A 14,952-nucleotide genomic window follows, 5' to 3' on the forward strand; every position below is an offset into this window, starting at 1 on the left:
ATTAATCCCTAATTTTGCTTAACTTTTTATACCCTTTGAATGCAAACACCTCAAAAAATAGCCGTTGTAGGTTCTGGTTTAGTTGGAACTTTATTGGCAATTTACCTGAAAAAATTAGGGCACACAGTGCATGTCTACGACAGAAGTCCAGACATTAGAACTGTTGAGTTTTCTGGACGTTCTATTAATTTAGTGATGTCTAATCGCGGTTGGAAAACACTTCAGGATATTGGTCTTGAAGAAGAAATAAAAAAAATCGGTATTCAAGTAGACAAAAGAGGAATTCATCTTAAAGATGGAACTTTCACCACACAGTTTTACGGAAAAGAAGGGGAGTCCATCTTCTCGCTTTCCAGAGGAGTACTCAACAGAAGAATGATTGATTTAGCGGAAGAAGCAGGAGCTGAATTCTTTTTTAATAGAAAAATTTGGGATGTTTCTTTGGCGAATGCCTCTCTTTATGAAGGAGAAACCGAGCAAGGGGAGTGGAAGGAATTAAAGTATGATATAGTTTTTGGAGCCGATGGCGCTTTTTCAAGAGTACGTCATCGTATGCAACGTCAATCTCAATTTGATTATTCTCAAGAGTTCATGAAAATCGGTTATAAGGAATTGCATATTCCAGCCAACGAAGACGGAACCCATAAAATCGATAAAAACTCACTGCACATTTGGCCTCGTGGCAATTTTATGTTGATGGGATTAGCCAATTTAGATGGAAGTTTTACTTGTACGTTGTTCATGCCTTTTGAAGGGGAAAATTCGTTTGAAAATTTAAAAGATGAAACGACTTTAGTTGATTTTTTTGCAGAATACTTCCCAGATACCAAAGACGTAATTCCAGATTTGGTCGAAGATTTTTTCAAAAACCCAACAAGCTATTTGGTAATGACCAAATGTTTTCCATGGACGCACAGCGATAAAGTGGCGTTAATTGGAGATTCTGCTCATGCTATAGTCCCTTTTTACGGTCATGGAATGAATGCTGGTTTTGAAGATATTACCACGCTAAATGAAATGATTTTGAAATATGGCGACGATTGGATAACTATTTTTTCTGAATATCAGAAGTCGAGAAAGCCTAATGCTGATGCTATTGCCGAACTTTCGAGACGAAATTTTGAAGAAATGAGCTCCAAAACTGCCGACCCGAAATTTTTACTGCAAAAGAAAATCGAGAAATGGTTTTCGGATAAACATCCTGACAAATGGATGCCTTTATACAGCCGCGTAACGTTTAGCTTACAACCTTACGCCGAAGCTTTGGCTATTGGTGATTTTCAAAATAAAATTATGGAGGAAATCATGCAGTTTCCTGATATTGCCCAAAAATGGGACAGCCCAGAAGTGGAAGAAAAAATTATTCAGTTATTGAATGTAAAATAAAAAAAATCCCAAATCTAGCATCAAGTTTAGATTTGGGATTTTGTTTTATTCGCGATGGACTTTATTAAAATCAAAAGCAGGCGTGCAAATAGCAATGTACTCACAAGGCTCCTCAAATGGATTCGAATATTGAACGCGGGTGTTTTTTTGAATATGTATCGATTGTCCCGCTTCCAGAATTACCGTTTCTCCTTCGATTATAAATTGTTTTTTTCCTTTGATAATATACGTGTATTCGTCAAACTCTGGTGTTTGAAAGGGTTCGCTCCATTGTGGTGGGGCAATCATGTGTGCAATAGAAACGTCTCTATTTTGAGTAGTTGGGATGCCGTGATGTTCTTCGATTAGTTTTCCGTCTGTTGTAGGGACGATAAAAGGGGATTTTTGTAAGGTGTATTTTTTCATTTTGTATAGTTTTTTGCGTGAGGGATAGGAATAAGCTACCAAAGTAGCATGGATAGCCCGACCGCATTTACAGAAAGGGGCGAATAACGCTGTTGCTAGTTGCCCCTTTTTGTAAATGGGGTCACGCCCTAATTTTTATAATTTATTTTTTAAAGATAAAATAAACGGCTAGCACTAGAAACAAAAAGCCAACAGCATGATTCCATCGAAAGGTTTCGTTTTTGAAAAAAAGCAATGAAAATAAAACGAAAATAACCAAAGTGATAACTTCTTGAATTACTTTTAACTGCATCAAACTAAACGGTCCTCCATTTTCTTGATAACCAATTTTATTGGCAGGTACTTGAAAGAAATATTCAAAAAGCGCGAGACCCCAACTGATGAAAACGATGGTGATAAGTCCTGCGTTTTCAAACCATTTGAGTTCCTTAAACTTTAAATGCCCATACCAAGCTAAGGTCATAAATATATTCGACAAAATTAACAAACCGATTGTTAGTGCGCCTTTCATAGACTATTTTTTGAATAACTTGGACAATATTCCAAAGGCTCCGCGAATGAAGGTAGCACTTGTTACTACTTTCAACACGGATTTGGTGACTACTTCTGTTGTGCTTGGTCCAGAAGATGTTTTTTCTTCTTTGGCTTCAGTTGCTGCTTTTGTGGCTTGTTCTTGAGCGGCATTTATTTTTTGAGTCAATAATTCATAAGCGCTTTCTCTGTCAATAAGCTCACTGTATTTTTTGACCAATTTTGATTTAGTGTTAATCGTTTGTATTTCGCTTTCGGTCAACACATCCATACGACTTGTAGGAGCTCGCATCATAGTGGCTGCAAGTGGAGTAGGGATGCCTTTTTCGTTCAACGCGGTAACTAAGGCTTCTCCGATTCCTAAACTGGTTAATAGTTCTTCTGTATTGTAAAACTCGCTTGAAGGATAATTATCCGCGGTTTGTTTGATGGATTTACGGTCGTTGGCGGTAAAGGCTCTCAAGGCGTGTTGAATTTTTAAACCTAATTGTGCCAAAACGCCACTTGGAATATCCATTGGGTTTTGAGTAATAAAGTAAATCCCAATGCCTTTGGAGCGAATTAGTTTTACGATAGTTTCTATTTGGTCCAAAAGCGCTTTACTTGCTTCATTAAAAATTAAATGTGCCTCGTCTATGAATAAAACCAATTCGGGTTGTTCTGCATCTCCTTTTTCGGGCATCTGTTGGTAGATTTCCGCTAAAAGGCTTAGCATAAAAGTGGAGAATAATTTAGGTTTATCCTGAATGTCATTAAGGCGAATGATGTTGATGTAGCCTTTTCCGGTTTCGTCAATTCGCATTAAATCATCAATCTCGAATGATTTTTCACCAAAGAACAAATCAGCTCCTTGTTGCTCTAATTCGATGATTTTTCTGAGGATAGTTCCAGTTGTAGCTGTTGAAATTTTCCCGTAAGCATTGGCAATCTCATCTTTCCCTTCTTCAGTAATGTAATTGATGACTTTTTTGATGTCTTTCAAATCCAAAAGCGGCATTTGGTTGTCATCACAATATTTAAAAATTACAGAAACTACACCTGCTTGTGTGTCATTCAAATCTAATATTCTAGAAAATAGTACTGGACCAAATTCAGATATGGTAGCTCTTAGTCGAACGCCACTTTGGTCAGACAGCGAAAGAAGTTCTACAGGGTAACTTGAGGGACTAAATGGAATGTTTATTTTTTGGTGACGTTCTGTTATGAAAGACTTTTCTTCTCCAGGCATTGCTATGCCACTAAAGTCTCCTTTGATGTCCATCATCAAAACTGGAATGCCTTTTGACGATAATTGCTCAGAAAGCACTTGAATCGTCTTTGTTTTACCCGTTCCCGTTGCTCCAGCAATTAAACCATGCCGATTTAAGGTTTTTAAGGGAATTTTTACAAATGCATCAGTGATTGCTTCTCCATTTAAAATGGATCCTCCTAATATAATGCTTTCTCCTTTAGAAGAATAACCTTCGGATATCGTGGTTTTAAAATCAGATTTTTGATTCATTTTTTCTGTATTTTGGTACTTGCAAGTTATGTTTTTTTTTGAAAACCATCAATTAAGTTTTTTACGGATATTATGGGCTTTTGTCATAAATTTGTAGGAATCTCGTTTTTTTTAACGCTTTTTTAATGTTGATAGATTCGTATGTTTGAATTTAAATTTTAAAAGATTTTAGAGAATAAAATGTTAAAATTATTGTTTTACTGAGAATTATATTAAAATGCGTTGATGTGGTTTTGTTTTTCAAATCAGAACCGAGAATTTTAGCTTCAAAAAAATTTTTTTATTTAAACTAAACATATAAATTTGCCTTTCTACAAGTTTTATTATAACAAAAAATAAATTATTTAAAATTTTTAAAATTAAAAAAAATGGCAAACGTTAAAGCAAAAAAAGAAAGCACTTCAAATGGAGGAGGAATGGTTTCAGGAATTATTATCGCATCATGTGTGTTTGTAGGATGGTTAGTATGGACTTTTATTATGGGAGACGGTGCTAACTTTGAAGGAGGAGTAAATACAGGCCACCCACTACCAGGAAATTACTTAGCAATGGTTTATAAAGGAGGTCCTATCGTACCAGTTTTGATGGGATTATTATTAATGGTGATTGTATTTTCTTTCGAAAGATACATGGTAATCACTAAAGCTGCTGGAAAAGGAAATTTAGATACTTTTATGAAAAAAGTACAAGGTGATATTAAAGAAGGAAAAATTGACGAAGCTATCGCTGCTTGTGACAAACAACAAGGTTCTGTAGCAAATGCAATTAAATCTGCTTTGGTAAAATACCAAGACGTTAAAAAAGAAGGATTCAATTCTGAAGAAGCTTCTGAAACTATTCACAAAGAAATCGAAGAGGCTACTTCATTAGAAATGCCAATGTTAGAGAAAAACATGACTATCATTTCTTCATTAGTATCTTTAGGAACTCTTGCTGGTTTGTTAGGAACAGTAACAGGTATGATTAAAGCGTTTGGTGCGTTAGCAACTGCTGGTACTCCTGACCAAGCTGCACTTGCAAATGGTATTTCTGAGGCACTTATCAATACAGCTACAGGTATCTCTACTTCTGTATTGGCAATTATCTCTTACAACTTCTTTACTTCTAAAATTGACGATTTAACTTACTCTATCGATGAGGCTGGTACTACTATCGTTAACACTTACAGAAAATTTAGAGGTAGCTTAAAACAATAATTAGTATTAAATTAGAGTTATAGAATTAAAATCTCTAGGTTTAATATAAAATAAAACAAAGAAAATGGCAGAATTAAATACTAAAGGAGGAAAAAAATCCACATCCATTGATATGACCGCGATGTGTGATGTTGCGTTCCTTTTGCTAACGTTCTTTATTTTGACTGCTACAGCTAAAGCTCCTGAAGTTTTACCAGTGGATACGCCACAATCTACAGTGCAAACTAAATTGCCTACAGATAACTTGGCTACAATTACTATTGGTAAAGGAAAAGTGTTTTTTGATTTGAAAGGAAGAGAAGTTCGTAAAAAAACCCTAGAATTAATGGGGCAAAAATATGAATTAGAATTTTCTGATGATGATACAAACAAATTTGCTTTAATGGAAAGTTTTGGTGTGCCACTTCAAAATCTAAAACAAATTTTGGATATGAAGGCGTCAGATAGAGCTAAAGCAGGACAACCAGGTATTCCAAAAGATTCTTTAGACAATCAATTAAAAGAATGGCTTTTGAATTCAAGAAGAGCTAATATTGATATTAATAATAAAGAATTAGAAATAGCTATCAAAGGAGATGCTAAAGAAGAATATGCTACAATTAAACAAGTAATGGATATTTTGCAAGATCAAAAAATCAACAACTTTAGTTTGGTTACTGGTTTAAGAGGAAAGAATTTTTAATTAATAAAGACACACTATAATGGCTGAATTAAATACCGGTGGCGGTGGAGGCAAAAAAGGTGGTGGAAAAGTAAGAAGTAAAAAACAAAATTCAAAAGTAGATTTAACTGCTATGGTGGATTTGGCCTTCTTATTGATTACCTTCTTTATGTTGACTACAACGCTATCAAAACCCCAATCTATGAATTTGGGCTTGCCAGATAAAGCAGATGATAATGAAAAACAACAAGATATCAAAGTTGATGAAAATCGTACAATGACTATATTGTTGGGGGAGAATGGAAAGTTAGTATCCTATATGGGTATGATAAATGCTCCACTTGCAGCTCCTAAAGATTTTGCTTATGGAAAAGATGGTATTCGTAAAGAATTATTATCTAGAAGACAATCAGTGTTAGAATATTCTGCATCTAAAGGGAAACCAAAGAACGGAATTATTGTAATTATTAAACCAAGTAAAAAAGCAACTTACCGCAACTTGGTGGATATATTGGATGAGATGGCTATAGTAGATGTACCTACTTATGCTATAGTAAACGAGTTTTCGCCAGAGGAACAAAAATTGTTAGCGGCAAATTAGTATAGCTACTTTGTCAATAACCTAATAATTAAGAAAAATGAAATTAGATATATTAAAAAATCAATGGCTTGATATCGTTTTTGAAGGACGTAATAAATTGTATGGAGCTTATGAATTAAGAAAATCTAATCGTAAGACTTCAATGAGAGCCCTTATTATGGGTGCCATTGTTTTCAGTTTAGCGGTTAGTGCGCCTCTTATTGCAAGTTTATTACCTAACTCTTCTGATGATGATGAAAATCTTGATGTTAAAATCACAGCGGTAAAATTACCGCCTAAAAAACAAGAAGAGAAAAAACCAGATCTTCCGCCACCACCTCCACCAAAACCAAAAGTGGATCAAGTGAAATTTGTTAAGCCAGTAGTGGCGAAAGCAGAAGAAGTAGTAGAAGAGATTGTTGAGGTTAAACAAATCAAAGACAAGAACATTGGTGCTGAAACTATTAAAGGTGATCCAGATGCGATTTTAACAGTTGATGAACCAGTTGGTACTGGTACTGCTGCTGTTGTTGAAGAAGACAATACGGTATATAACACAGCTGGTATTGAGCAAAAACCTGAATTCCCTGGGGGTATGGAAAAATTCTACAAATTTGTAGGGAATAATTACCAAGCTCCAGAAGAAGAAGGTTTAAAAGGAAAAGTTTATGTGACTTTTGTTGTTGAAAAAGATGGTTCATTAACTGATATCAAAGTATTAAGAGATATCGGATACGGAACAGGAAAAGAAGCAATTAGAGTTTTGAACAAATGTCCAAAATGGATTCCTGGTGAACAAAATGGTAAGAAAGTTAGGGTTTTATACTCTCTTCCAATTACTATTCAATCAGCCGAGTAATGATTGCAAATTTAGTTGATAATATGAAGAAGAAATCGCCTAAAGAGCGATTTCTTCTCGTTATAGGCTTATTGTTTTTTTTAGTCTATTTGGTTCTTGGTTTAGCTGTAATCTTTTGGAAAGAATTGCCTTTAGCAATGGAATTCAAATATAGAATTGCTCTTGGTGTATTGTTGATTGTTTATTCAATTATCCGTTTTCAAAGATTTTATAATTCTAATAAATAGTTGTTATGAAACATAGTAATCTCTTGGTTGTTTTTTCTTGTTTGTTTTTCTTCTATTCTTGTAAGTATGACAAGAATGAAGAAACGATTTTGAAAGGTAATGTTACCATAACTGTTGATGAAACAGTGCTGCCTCTGATTCAAGCTCAAGCTGATGTTTTTCAAAACAAATATGATGCGACCATTAAGTTAGTGCCAAAATCTGAAGCGGAAACGTTAAACGATTTGTTTAATGGTAAGACGGGTGTTGCTGTTTTAACTAGAAATTTATCAGAAAAAGAAAAAATTAACTTTTCTCAAAAAAAGATTATACCTAAAATCACTAATTTTGCGATTGACGCAATTGCATTGGTTAGAAATAAAACTTCTAATGATACTTTATTAGCCTTAAAAGACGTTATAGAGTTTATGAAAGGGAATTCTAGTAATGCGATTAAAGGTTTGGTTTTTGATAATCCTAATTCCAGTACGGTTAGTTATATTAAAAAGTTAGCCAAAGTTGATGTGCTTCCAGAAAATGGTGTGTATTCCTTTAAGTCAAATGAAGAAGTAATCAAGTTTGTGTCTGAAAATAATGGAATGATTGGTGTTATTGGGGTGAATTGGATATCTGAACCTTCTTCAAAAATGTTGCCTTATTTGGAGAACATTAATGTTTTAAGTGTGAAAGCGCTAAATGGAAGTTCATTTGTTAGCCCTACGCAAAATAATATAGCCGAAGGTACTTATCCATTGGCACGAGATTTGTTTATTGTAAATTGCCAAGGGTATTCAGGACTAGGAATGGGCTTTGCATCCTTTATCGCTGGTGATGTTGGACAACGAATAGTCCTTAAATCAGGATTATTGCCAGTTAGGGTGCCAGGAAGAAAATTAAACGTTAGAAATGAAATTGAGAATGCAAAAGAATAAATATAAATTAATAGAAAAGAAGATGAATAAATTAAAATTTTTTAGTGTTGCATTTTTTGCTTCTTTTACTCTTGTAAATGCACAAGATATAGATCAAGCAAAAAAAGCAATTGATGCAGAACAGTTTGAAAAGGCCAAAACGATATTGAAATCTCTTTTGCAAGCTAAACCTTCAAATGGTACAGCGTCTTTTTTGCTTGGGAATGTATATATGTCCCAAAAAGAATTAGATTCTGCAAAAATATATTATCAAAAAGGGATTACTGGCTCTGATGGAGCTAAGCTAAACTACATTGGTTTAGGACAGTTAGATTTGGAAGCAAAAAATCAAACAGCTGCTCAAAGTAATTTTGATATAGCGATTAAAGACGCGAAGCGCAAAGATGCTACTGTGCCTACGTACATTGCACGTGCTTATATGAATATTTCTAAACCTGATTATAAAAATGCAATAACAATACTTGAAAGAGCAAAAATTGATAGTCCACAAAATGCTGATTTGTTGTTGGCTTTAGGTGATGCTTATTATTTAGAAAACAAACAAAATGAGGCGTATTCTTCATATAGAAGTGCATTTCAAATTGATCCTACAATGTTGAGAGCAAAAATGCAGTTAGGTGTTTTGTTAAAAGGTGCAAAATCGTATGATTTAGCTATTAATTCATTTAATGAAGTTATTGCTATTAATCCTAATTATGGTCCTGTTTACAGAGAGTTAGCGGAAACCTATTATAAATGGGGTAGAAATAAGCCTTCAAAAGCTTCTGAGAACATGCAATTAGCAATTTCTAATTATGATAAGTACATGTCAATGACAGATTATTCTTTGGCATCAAGAATGAGAAGAGCTGACTTCTTAGTTTTGTTGAAAAACTGGCCTGAGCTTGAGAAAGAAGCTAATAAAATGATTGAATTGGATAAAGTTAATCCAAGGATTTATCGTTACTTGGCATATTCTGCATTTGAGAATGGAAATGTTGATGTTGCGTTGAAATCATTAGAAAGTTTTATAGCTAATCCAAATAGTAAAGTTATTGCTAAGGATTATATTTATTTAGCTGAAATTAAGTTTAAAAAAGCTATTGCTGCTGATGGACTTACAATGGATCCAACTCTTTATGCTTCTGGATTAGTAGATTTGAAGAAAGCATTGGAATTAGAGCCATTAGCAACTGAGGATTTGAATGATATTGGAAAAAAATTATTCTCAAAAAAATTCTATAAAGAAGCAGCTCCTATTTTTGAGTTAGGTACTAAAAATACTGAAGATAAAAACTATGTAGATGATAATATTTACTACGGTTTATCTGTATTATATGGAAACAGTAAAAAAGATGTTAAAGCAGACCCAATTGAGTTGAAAAATGCTGACGCAGCTTTAGATAAGGTAATTGTTGCTGCTCCTTCATATCAAGATGCTTTTTTGTATAAAGCTCGTATTAATAGGCTTGCAGAGAATGAAGAGTTTATTATTAAGAACTATGAATCTTACATAGCAAAACTTACTGAAAAAGGTGAATTGGCAAATGCAACTCACAAAACTAAGATTGTTGAAAGTTATAACAATCTAGCAGCTAGTTATGCTAATAAAGATAAAGCAAAAGCAATTGAATATTTTAATAAGACTTTAGCAATTGACCCTACTAATGATTATGCTACAAAATCCTTAGCTACTTTAAAGTAAGGAGTACTATTTAATATTTTAAAACGACAATCTTTTGGTTGTCGTTTTTTTTTGTTTTTTATATCAAGTACTTTTCTTTTGCCTAGCATAGTAGTTAAAGTAGTATCTTTGCACTTTTAATGTAAAGAGATGTTGTCAAAAGAAATACAATTGGAAGTGAACAGGGGAGCTATGTTGCCTCTAATGGAAGAGTTCTATACTATTCAAGGAGAAGGTTCTCATACAGGAACAGCTGCTTACTTTGTTCGTATAGGTGGTTGCGATGTTGGTTGTCATTGGTGTGATGTTAAAGAGAGCTGGAATGCAGAATTACATCCACCGACTAGTGTTGATAAAATCGTTGATAATGCAGTTAAATATGCAGATACTGTTGTTGTTACTGGTGGAGAACCTTTGACTTGGGATATGACGCTGTTGACTTCAAAATTAAAGGAGCGTGGATTAAAATTACATATTGAAACTTCTGGTGCTTATCCTTTGTCTGGTACTTGGGATTGGATTTGTTTGTCTCCTAAAAAAAATAGATTACCTACTCAAACGGTTTATGATAATGCCGATGAGTTAAAGGTTATAATCTATAATAAACACGACTTTGTCTTTGCAGAAGAACAAGCTTCAAAAGTAAATGATAATGCTTTATTGTTTCTTCAGCCTGAATGGAGCAAGAAAGAAGAGATGACTCCTTTAATTGTTGATTATGTCATGAATAATCCCAAGTGGAGAGTTTCATTGCAGACTCATAAATATCTAAACATACCTTAGTGTTTTTTTTACTGGATAAGTTGTTTATAAAGGCCTTCGGCCTTTTTTTAATGCTTTCAAATTTTTAAAAAATAAGAAGATTCTTTTTTGCTTATTGCTAAACAACTGTTTATCAGTTATGTGTAATTTATGGTTATCAAGTGTAAAAAAAATCAAGTGTTTTTTTGAGGTTATCGTTTTTTTTTAGCTCTTTTTAGATATATTTACAATTAAGTTATTTAGGACGTGCTATTTTTTTATCTAATGTAATCTATATATTTATGAAAAGAATTTTATTTTTTACAGCTTGTTTTTTTGTTTTATATAGTGCTAAATCTCAAAGTCTTAGTATGGCTAATGACGAGATTGTTGAGTATAATACAGTTGAAGTGAGGCCTGAGTTTCCGGGGTCTTATACTAATTTTATGGATTTTGTTTCAAAAAATTTTTCCCTACCTGATTACGACGGTCCTACTGGTATTTTAAAAGTTGGTTTTGTGATAGAAGTCGACGGTATGGTTTCAAGTGTTAAAGTATTGAAAAACCTTGATGCAACAGCTTCAAATGAAATCAAAAAGGTTATGGCTAAATGCCCTCAATGGAAGCCAGGAGAGCATAATGGTAAGCCTGTTAGAGTGTACTATGAGTTTTCTTTAAAACTTATGAGCCAAAGTTAATAAAAAGAAGGAAAAATGATTACCATTTTTCCCTCTTTTTTAATTGGACAATATGCTCCAAGTGATGATTGCAATGCCAAGCATACATTCCAATTATTTCTTTTATTGCGAAAGTTTTATTGTGTTCTGGATGAACAAAAGTTTTGTTTAGTTCATCTTCATTTAATGAATTTAACAAAAACGCTAATCTAAAATGTAAACCCTTTAAAAGTTGAATTGTTGGTTCAATAGGCATTGTTTTATTGTCAATTCCTTCTCCCCATAATCCTTCATAGTAATATTTTATAACAGGCTCTTTTTCTGTTAATGCCCATTTTATTCTTATAAAACAGTTCATATGACTATCGGCACAATGATGTATTACTTGTCGTATAGTCCATCCATCTGGGCGATAAGATGTGTTTAACTGTTCTTCATTTAGTTGACTAATTGTTTTGTTAAGAGTTTCAGGGAAAATCTCAATTTCTCTTATTTTTTCAATTAAATACTCTCCTGTGTATATTGATGGAGCTTTAAATTGTCCAATTGGGTACTTTAGTTTTTCTATTGTTTCCATTTTTATAGTGTTAGTTTAGCTAAATAATCATAATGTTCTCCTTCAAGGACTAATTCACATTTAAAACCATTGGCAATTGCTGCATTTTGTAAAGTATTGTAATCTAAGTATAGCCACGGAAATTCTTCTTCTACTTCGTTTTTGTATTTTAATTTGAATGTTAATTCACCATAATAATTAGTTCCCGGAATCCATTTTCCGCCATCTTCATCTTCATCAAACATATATATTATGTCTGATGAGTCAATAAGAATTTGCCCATTTGGAAGGAGTAGTCTTTTTAACTTGTTCAAATAGATGGATATTTGCTTTATTGTGCCAAAAATACCTGTCCCATTCATTAGTAAAAGGATTGTGTCGTATTGTGTATTTTCGTTTAAATCTAATATACCGCAGACTTTTGTTTGTTTTATTCCACGTGCAATACATGTTGCTATTGCTTTTTTAGAGATATCAATGGCAGTTACATCTAGCTGTAATTTATTTTGTAATTCGAGGCTGTGACTTCCAGCACCACACCCAATATCGAGTATTTTTCCTTTTGATAATGTAATTGCTTTTTGTTCAATTATTGGCATTTCATTGAATTCTCTAAATAAATAGCTAACTTCCATTTCATCTTCTTCTGATATGGAGGTCTCTGTGAATATGTTTTCTGGTGTATTGTTGAAATGATAATCATATATTGCTTGTCCAAAAAGGTCTTTCATTTTTTATCGGTATTTAGTGATTTAAGTTTACTTTTGTGAAATAACAAAAAGCCATGCAGTTGAAGCCTGATTTATCGGAAATAAATAAACTTGCCAAAGATAAGCATAACGAAAACAAAAAGTATTTCGATAAGCTTAAAAAGAAACCGCCTAAAAATTTGGATTATATAATGCAAGAACTGCATGATAATGAGTTTAAAAAAACAAACTGTTTAAATTGTGCTAATTGTTGTAAAACAACGGGCCCATTGTTTACATCTGCAGATGTTGAAAGAATTTCAAAGCATCTTAGGCTTAAACCACAACAATTCATTTCTCAATATTTGCGAATTGATGAAGACCAAGATTATGTTTTGCAAAAGTTGCCTTGTAGTTTTTTGGATCATGACAACACTTGTTTTATATATGAAGTTCGTCCCAAAGCTTGCAGGGAATTTCCGCATACCGACAGAAAAAAGTTCCAACAGATTACTGCTATTACAATGAAAAACATTCCAATTTGTCCTGCGGTATATAATATTGTAGAGGAAATGAAAAAGAAAATTGTATTATAGAGATGTTCTTCAAATTAATTTAATTATTACACACATTTGAAATTAGAATATTTTATCGCCAAACGATTAATTACGTCAAAGGATTATAAAAGTAGTATTTCTGCTCCTATTATAAATATTGCCATTGCTGCAATCGCAATAGGTATTATTATGATGTTGGTTTCTGTTTCTACGGGGATAGGTCTGCAACAGAAGATAAGGGAGAAAATTGCTGCATTTAATGGGCATATTGTTATATCTAATTTTGACAGCAATCAATCAGAAGCAACATTAGTTCCAGTTTCAATTCGACAATCTTTTTATCCGACTTTCAAGAATGTTCCTGAAGTAGAACACATTCAAGCCGTCGCTGTTAAAGCAGCTATAATTAGAACAGAAACTGCTTTTGAAGGCATTATGTTTAAAGGAGTAGGCAGGGATTATGATTGGAAGTTTATAAAAGAATATTTGGTACAGGGGAGATTGCCCAATTGTATGGGTTCACTCAATCAGGAAGTAGTTGTTTCATCAATTATAGCTTCAAGATTGAAGTTGAAATTAGGGGATTCCTTTCATACTTATTTTATGAAGCCCAACGGTTATTCCATTCGGAATTTAAAAATTGTTGGCATATTCAATTCAGGTTTTCAGGAATTTGACGCTTCTTACATCTTGGGTGATATTCGACATGTTCAAAAACTAAATAAATGGAATAAAGATCAAGTTGGTGCTTTTGAAGTTTTTGTGAATGATTTTAGTGCTATAGAGCAAATAGGGGAGAAGGTTTATGAAGAGACTTCGTCTGTTTTAGACAGCAAAACGATTGTAGAAAAGTATAGTTATATTTTTGAATGGTTAAAGTTGTTTGATATAAATATCATTGTAATATTTGTAGTCATGATTCTTGTCGCTACCATTAATATGGTGGTCGCATTATTAGTTCTTATACTTGAGCGTACTCAAATGATAGGAATATTAAAGGCTTTGGGAGCGGATAACTGGTCCATTCGAAAAATATTTCTTTACAATGCTTTCTATTTAGTTGCAAGAGGTTTGTTTTGGGGGAATCTTATCGGGATAGCGATATTATTGTTTCAATATTATTTTGGCATTATCAAATTAAACCCAGAGAATTATTATGTTAATGAAGCTCCGGTCTATTTTAACTTAACATATATCTTAGTATTAAATCTGATGACAGTTTTGGTCTGTTTCCTAGTTTTACTAATTCCTTCCTATATAATAACTCGTATATCACCTGTTCGAGCTATTCGTTACGATTGATTTATGGCGTTCTCCTTATATATAGAGAAGTTTTTGGTTTTATTAGATGTTGGTTTTACTATATATAAGGAGCCGGGCTATACGTTACTAGTCCTCGACTAGTTTCGTTATCACTACACTAGTCTGTGGGCTTTTCACTGCTATCCCTAACGCATTTATTGCTAATCTATCATTACGTATGTGTTTTTGAGTTCCGATTTTACAAAATTGCCAACATATCAAATTACTTTTTTAGAAAATCTCAAAAATAATAGATTTTAAACTTCACGTTATTAATGCATTAAAAAATAAATCAAAAAAAGTTTGAAAAAGGTATTGTTTAAACGAAAAAAGGGTCTACTTTTGCACCCGCAACAACGGCAACGTTCATTTAAATACTGACAAGCGATTGAGATAAAAGAAAAGAAATTTTCGAAAAAAAAATATCAAAAAAAGTTTGTGAGAAATAAAAACGTTACTTACCTTTGCACCCCGCAAAATACGGAAAGTTCCTTGAGAGATTGATAAGAA

The 14,952-nt window shown here is 33.1% G+C and carries 17 protein-coding genes; 12 read left to right on the plus strand and 5 right to left on the minus strand.

Going from position 1 to position 14,952, the window contains the following annotated elements; translation table 11 throughout:
- The first annotated feature begins 39 nt into the window (after nucleotides 1-39).
- The gene (locus tag ACSVH9_RS06635) at nucleotides 40-1,386 is read left to right on the plus strand and encodes an FAD-dependent oxidoreductase (RefSeq protein ID WP_438063011.1); all 1,347 of its coding nucleotides are present in this window, start codon (nucleotides 40-42) and stop codon (nucleotides 1,384-1,386) included.
- A 45-nt stretch (nucleotides 1,387-1,431) separates the two neighbouring features.
- On the opposite strand, the gene ACSVH9_RS06640 is transcribed toward ACSVH9_RS06635, so the two are convergent.
- The 3 genes from ACSVH9_RS06640 to ACSVH9_RS06650 all read right to left on the minus strand — a co-directional run bounded on the left by ACSVH9_RS06640 (nucleotide 1,432) and on the right by ACSVH9_RS06650 (nucleotide 3,823).
- A complete protein-coding gene (locus ACSVH9_RS06640) occupies nucleotides 1,432-1,791 on the minus strand; it encodes a cupin domain-containing protein (RefSeq protein ID WP_078212651.1) in 360 nt (119 codons plus the stop codon).
- A 142-nt stretch (nucleotides 1,792-1,933) separates the two neighbouring features.
- On the minus strand, nucleotides 1,934-2,302 hold the full coding sequence (locus tag ACSVH9_RS06645) for a DMT family protein (RefSeq protein WP_438063012.1): 369 nt from the start codon (nucleotides 2,300-2,302) through the stop codon (nucleotides 1,934-1,936).
- A gap of 3 nt (nucleotides 2,303-2,305) precedes the next feature.
- A complete protein-coding gene (locus tag ACSVH9_RS06650) occupies nucleotides 2,306-3,823 on the minus strand; it encodes a helicase HerA-like domain-containing protein (RefSeq protein ID WP_438063013.1) in 1,518 nt (505 codons plus the stop codon).
- Between the two features lie 368 nt (nucleotides 3,824-4,191).
- On the opposite strand from ACSVH9_RS06650, the gene ACSVH9_RS06655 reads away from it, so the two are divergent.
- The 9 genes from ACSVH9_RS06655 to ACSVH9_RS06695 all read left to right on the plus strand — a co-directional run bounded on the left by ACSVH9_RS06655 (nucleotide 4,192) and on the right by ACSVH9_RS06695 (nucleotide 11,359).
- Entirely contained in the window at nucleotides 4,192-5,019 is an 828-nt protein-coding gene (locus ACSVH9_RS06655; protein WP_438063014.1) for a MotA/TolQ/ExbB proton channel family protein, read from the plus strand.
- A gap of 64 nt (nucleotides 5,020-5,083) precedes the next feature.
- Nucleotides 5,084-5,701 carry an ExbD/TolR family protein gene (locus tag ACSVH9_RS06660; RefSeq protein WP_438063015.1) on the plus strand — a complete coding sequence of 206 codons (618 nt, stop codon included), beginning with the start codon at nucleotides 5,084-5,086 and terminating at the stop codon, nucleotides 5,699-5,701.
- A 19-nt stretch (nucleotides 5,702-5,720) separates the two neighbouring features.
- Nucleotides 5,721-6,281, plus strand: a complete 561-nt coding sequence (locus ACSVH9_RS06665) for an ExbD/TolR family protein (protein WP_438063016.1) — start codon at nucleotides 5,721-5,723, stop codon at nucleotides 6,279-6,281.
- Between the two features lie 37 nt (nucleotides 6,282-6,318).
- Nucleotides 6,319-7,119, plus strand: a complete 801-nt coding sequence (locus tag ACSVH9_RS06670) for an energy transducer TonB (RefSeq protein ID WP_159689952.1) — start codon at nucleotides 6,319-6,321, stop codon at nucleotides 7,117-7,119.
- Complete coding sequence (locus ACSVH9_RS06675; protein ID WP_315147953.1) at nucleotides 7,119-7,346, plus strand: hypothetical protein; 228 nt, start codon at nucleotides 7,119-7,121, stop codon at nucleotides 7,344-7,346. Before ACSVH9_RS06670 ends, ACSVH9_RS06675 begins: the two co-directional genes overlap by 1 nt.
- A 5-nt stretch (nucleotides 7,347-7,351) precedes the next feature.
- Nucleotides 7,352-8,257, plus strand: coding sequence for a PstS family phosphate ABC transporter substrate-binding protein (locus ACSVH9_RS06680; protein ID WP_438063017.1), 906 nt, complete (start codon nucleotides 7,352-7,354; stop codon nucleotides 8,255-8,257).
- Entirely contained in the window at nucleotides 8,232-9,941 is a 1,710-nt protein-coding gene (locus ACSVH9_RS06685) for a tetratricopeptide repeat protein (RefSeq protein WP_438063018.1), read from the plus strand. The genes ACSVH9_RS06680 and ACSVH9_RS06685 overlap by 26 nt, the downstream gene beginning before the upstream one ends.
- A 129-nt stretch (nucleotides 9,942-10,070) precedes the next feature.
- Nucleotides 10,071-10,703 carry a 7-carboxy-7-deazaguanine synthase QueE gene (locus ACSVH9_RS06690; protein WP_438063019.1) on the plus strand — a complete coding sequence of 211 codons (633 nt, stop codon included), beginning with the start codon at nucleotides 10,071-10,073 and terminating at the stop codon, nucleotides 10,701-10,703.
- A 260-nt stretch (nucleotides 10,704-10,963) separates the two neighbouring features.
- Nucleotides 10,964-11,359 (plus strand): energy transducer TonB, encoded by a 396-nt coding sequence (locus ACSVH9_RS06695; protein ID WP_438063020.1) that lies wholly within the window; start codon nucleotides 10,964-10,966, stop codon nucleotides 11,357-11,359.
- A 19-nt stretch (nucleotides 11,360-11,378) separates the two neighbouring features.
- Here ACSVH9_RS06695 and ACSVH9_RS06700 read toward each other — a convergent pair whose 3' ends face one another.
- Entirely contained in the window at nucleotides 11,379-11,915 is a 537-nt protein-coding gene (locus ACSVH9_RS06700) for a YfiT family bacillithiol transferase (protein WP_438063021.1), read from the minus strand.
- A 2-nt stretch (nucleotides 11,916-11,917) separates the two neighbouring features.
- Nucleotides 11,918-12,625 carry a class I SAM-dependent methyltransferase gene (locus ACSVH9_RS06705; protein ID WP_438063022.1) on the minus strand — a complete coding sequence of 236 codons (708 nt, stop codon included), beginning with the start codon at nucleotides 12,623-12,625 and terminating at the stop codon, nucleotides 11,918-11,920.
- 53 nt (nucleotides 12,626-12,678) lie between these two features.
- Here ACSVH9_RS06705 and ACSVH9_RS06710 point away from each other — a divergent pair, with 53 nt between their 5' ends.
- Nucleotides 12,679-13,179, plus strand: a complete 501-nt coding sequence (locus tag ACSVH9_RS06710; RefSeq protein WP_438063023.1) for a YkgJ family cysteine cluster protein — start codon at nucleotides 12,679-12,681, stop codon at nucleotides 13,177-13,179.
- 36 nt (nucleotides 13,180-13,215) lie between these two features.
- On the plus strand, nucleotides 13,216-14,442 hold the full coding sequence (locus ACSVH9_RS06715) for an ABC transporter permease (protein WP_438063024.1): 1,227 nt from the start codon (nucleotides 13,216-13,218) through the stop codon (nucleotides 14,440-14,442).
- Nucleotides 14,443-14,952: the final 510 nt, after the last annotated feature.

It is taken from the genome of Flavobacterium sp. RSSB_23 (assembly GCF_051547145.1).
In the GTDB taxonomy this organism is placed as follows: domain Bacteria; phylum Bacteroidota; class Bacteroidia; order Flavobacteriales; family Flavobacteriaceae; genus Flavobacterium.

Bases quoted from the DNA above. Each gene is read 5' to 3' on its own strand.
- ACSVH9_RS06635 (WP_438063011.1), top strand. From the start codon at position 40: ATGCAAACACCTCAAAAAATAGCCGTTGTAGGTTCTGGTTTAGTTGGA.
- ACSVH9_RS06640 (WP_078212651.1), bottom strand. From the start codon at position 1,791: ATGAAAAAATACACCTTACAAAAATCCCCTTTTATCGTCCCTACAACA.
- ACSVH9_RS06645 (WP_438063012.1), bottom strand. From the start codon at position 2,302: ATGAAAGGCGCACTAACAATCGGTTTGTTAATTTTGTCGAATATATTT.
- ACSVH9_RS06650 (WP_438063013.1), bottom strand. From the start codon at position 3,823: ATGAATCAAAAATCTGATTTTAAAACCACGATATCCGAAGGTTATTCT.
- ACSVH9_RS06655 (WP_438063014.1), top strand. From the start codon at position 4,192: ATGGCAAACGTTAAAGCAAAAAAAGAAAGCACTTCAAATGGAGGAGGA.
- ACSVH9_RS06660 (WP_438063015.1), top strand. From the start codon at position 5,084: ATGGCAGAATTAAATACTAAAGGAGGAAAAAAATCCACATCCATTGAT.
- ACSVH9_RS06665 (WP_438063016.1), top strand. From the start codon at position 5,721: ATGGCTGAATTAAATACCGGTGGCGGTGGAGGCAAAAAAGGTGGTGGA.
- ACSVH9_RS06670 (WP_159689952.1), top strand. From the start codon at position 6,319: ATGAAATTAGATATATTAAAAAATCAATGGCTTGATATCGTTTTTGAA.
- ACSVH9_RS06675 (WP_315147953.1), top strand. From the start codon at position 7,119: ATGATTGCAAATTTAGTTGATAATATGAAGAAGAAATCGCCTAAAGAG.
- ACSVH9_RS06680 (WP_438063017.1), top strand. From the start codon at position 7,352: ATGAAACATAGTAATCTCTTGGTTGTTTTTTCTTGTTTGTTTTTCTTC.
- ACSVH9_RS06685 (WP_438063018.1), top strand. From the start codon at position 8,232: ATGAAATTGAGAATGCAAAAGAATAAATATAAATTAATAGAAAAGAAG.
- ACSVH9_RS06690 (WP_438063019.1), top strand. From the start codon at position 10,071: ATGTTGTCAAAAGAAATACAATTGGAAGTGAACAGGGGAGCTATGTTG.
- ACSVH9_RS06695 (WP_438063020.1), top strand. From the start codon at position 10,964: ATGAAAAGAATTTTATTTTTTACAGCTTGTTTTTTTGTTTTATATAGT.
- ACSVH9_RS06700 (WP_438063021.1), bottom strand. From the start codon at position 11,915: ATGGAAACAATAGAAAAACTAAAGTACCCAATTGGACAATTTAAAGCT.
- ACSVH9_RS06705 (WP_438063022.1), bottom strand. From the start codon at position 12,625: ATGAAAGACCTTTTTGGACAAGCAATATATGATTATCATTTCAACAAT.
- ACSVH9_RS06710 (WP_438063023.1), top strand. From the start codon at position 12,679: ATGCAGTTGAAGCCTGATTTATCGGAAATAAATAAACTTGCCAAAGAT.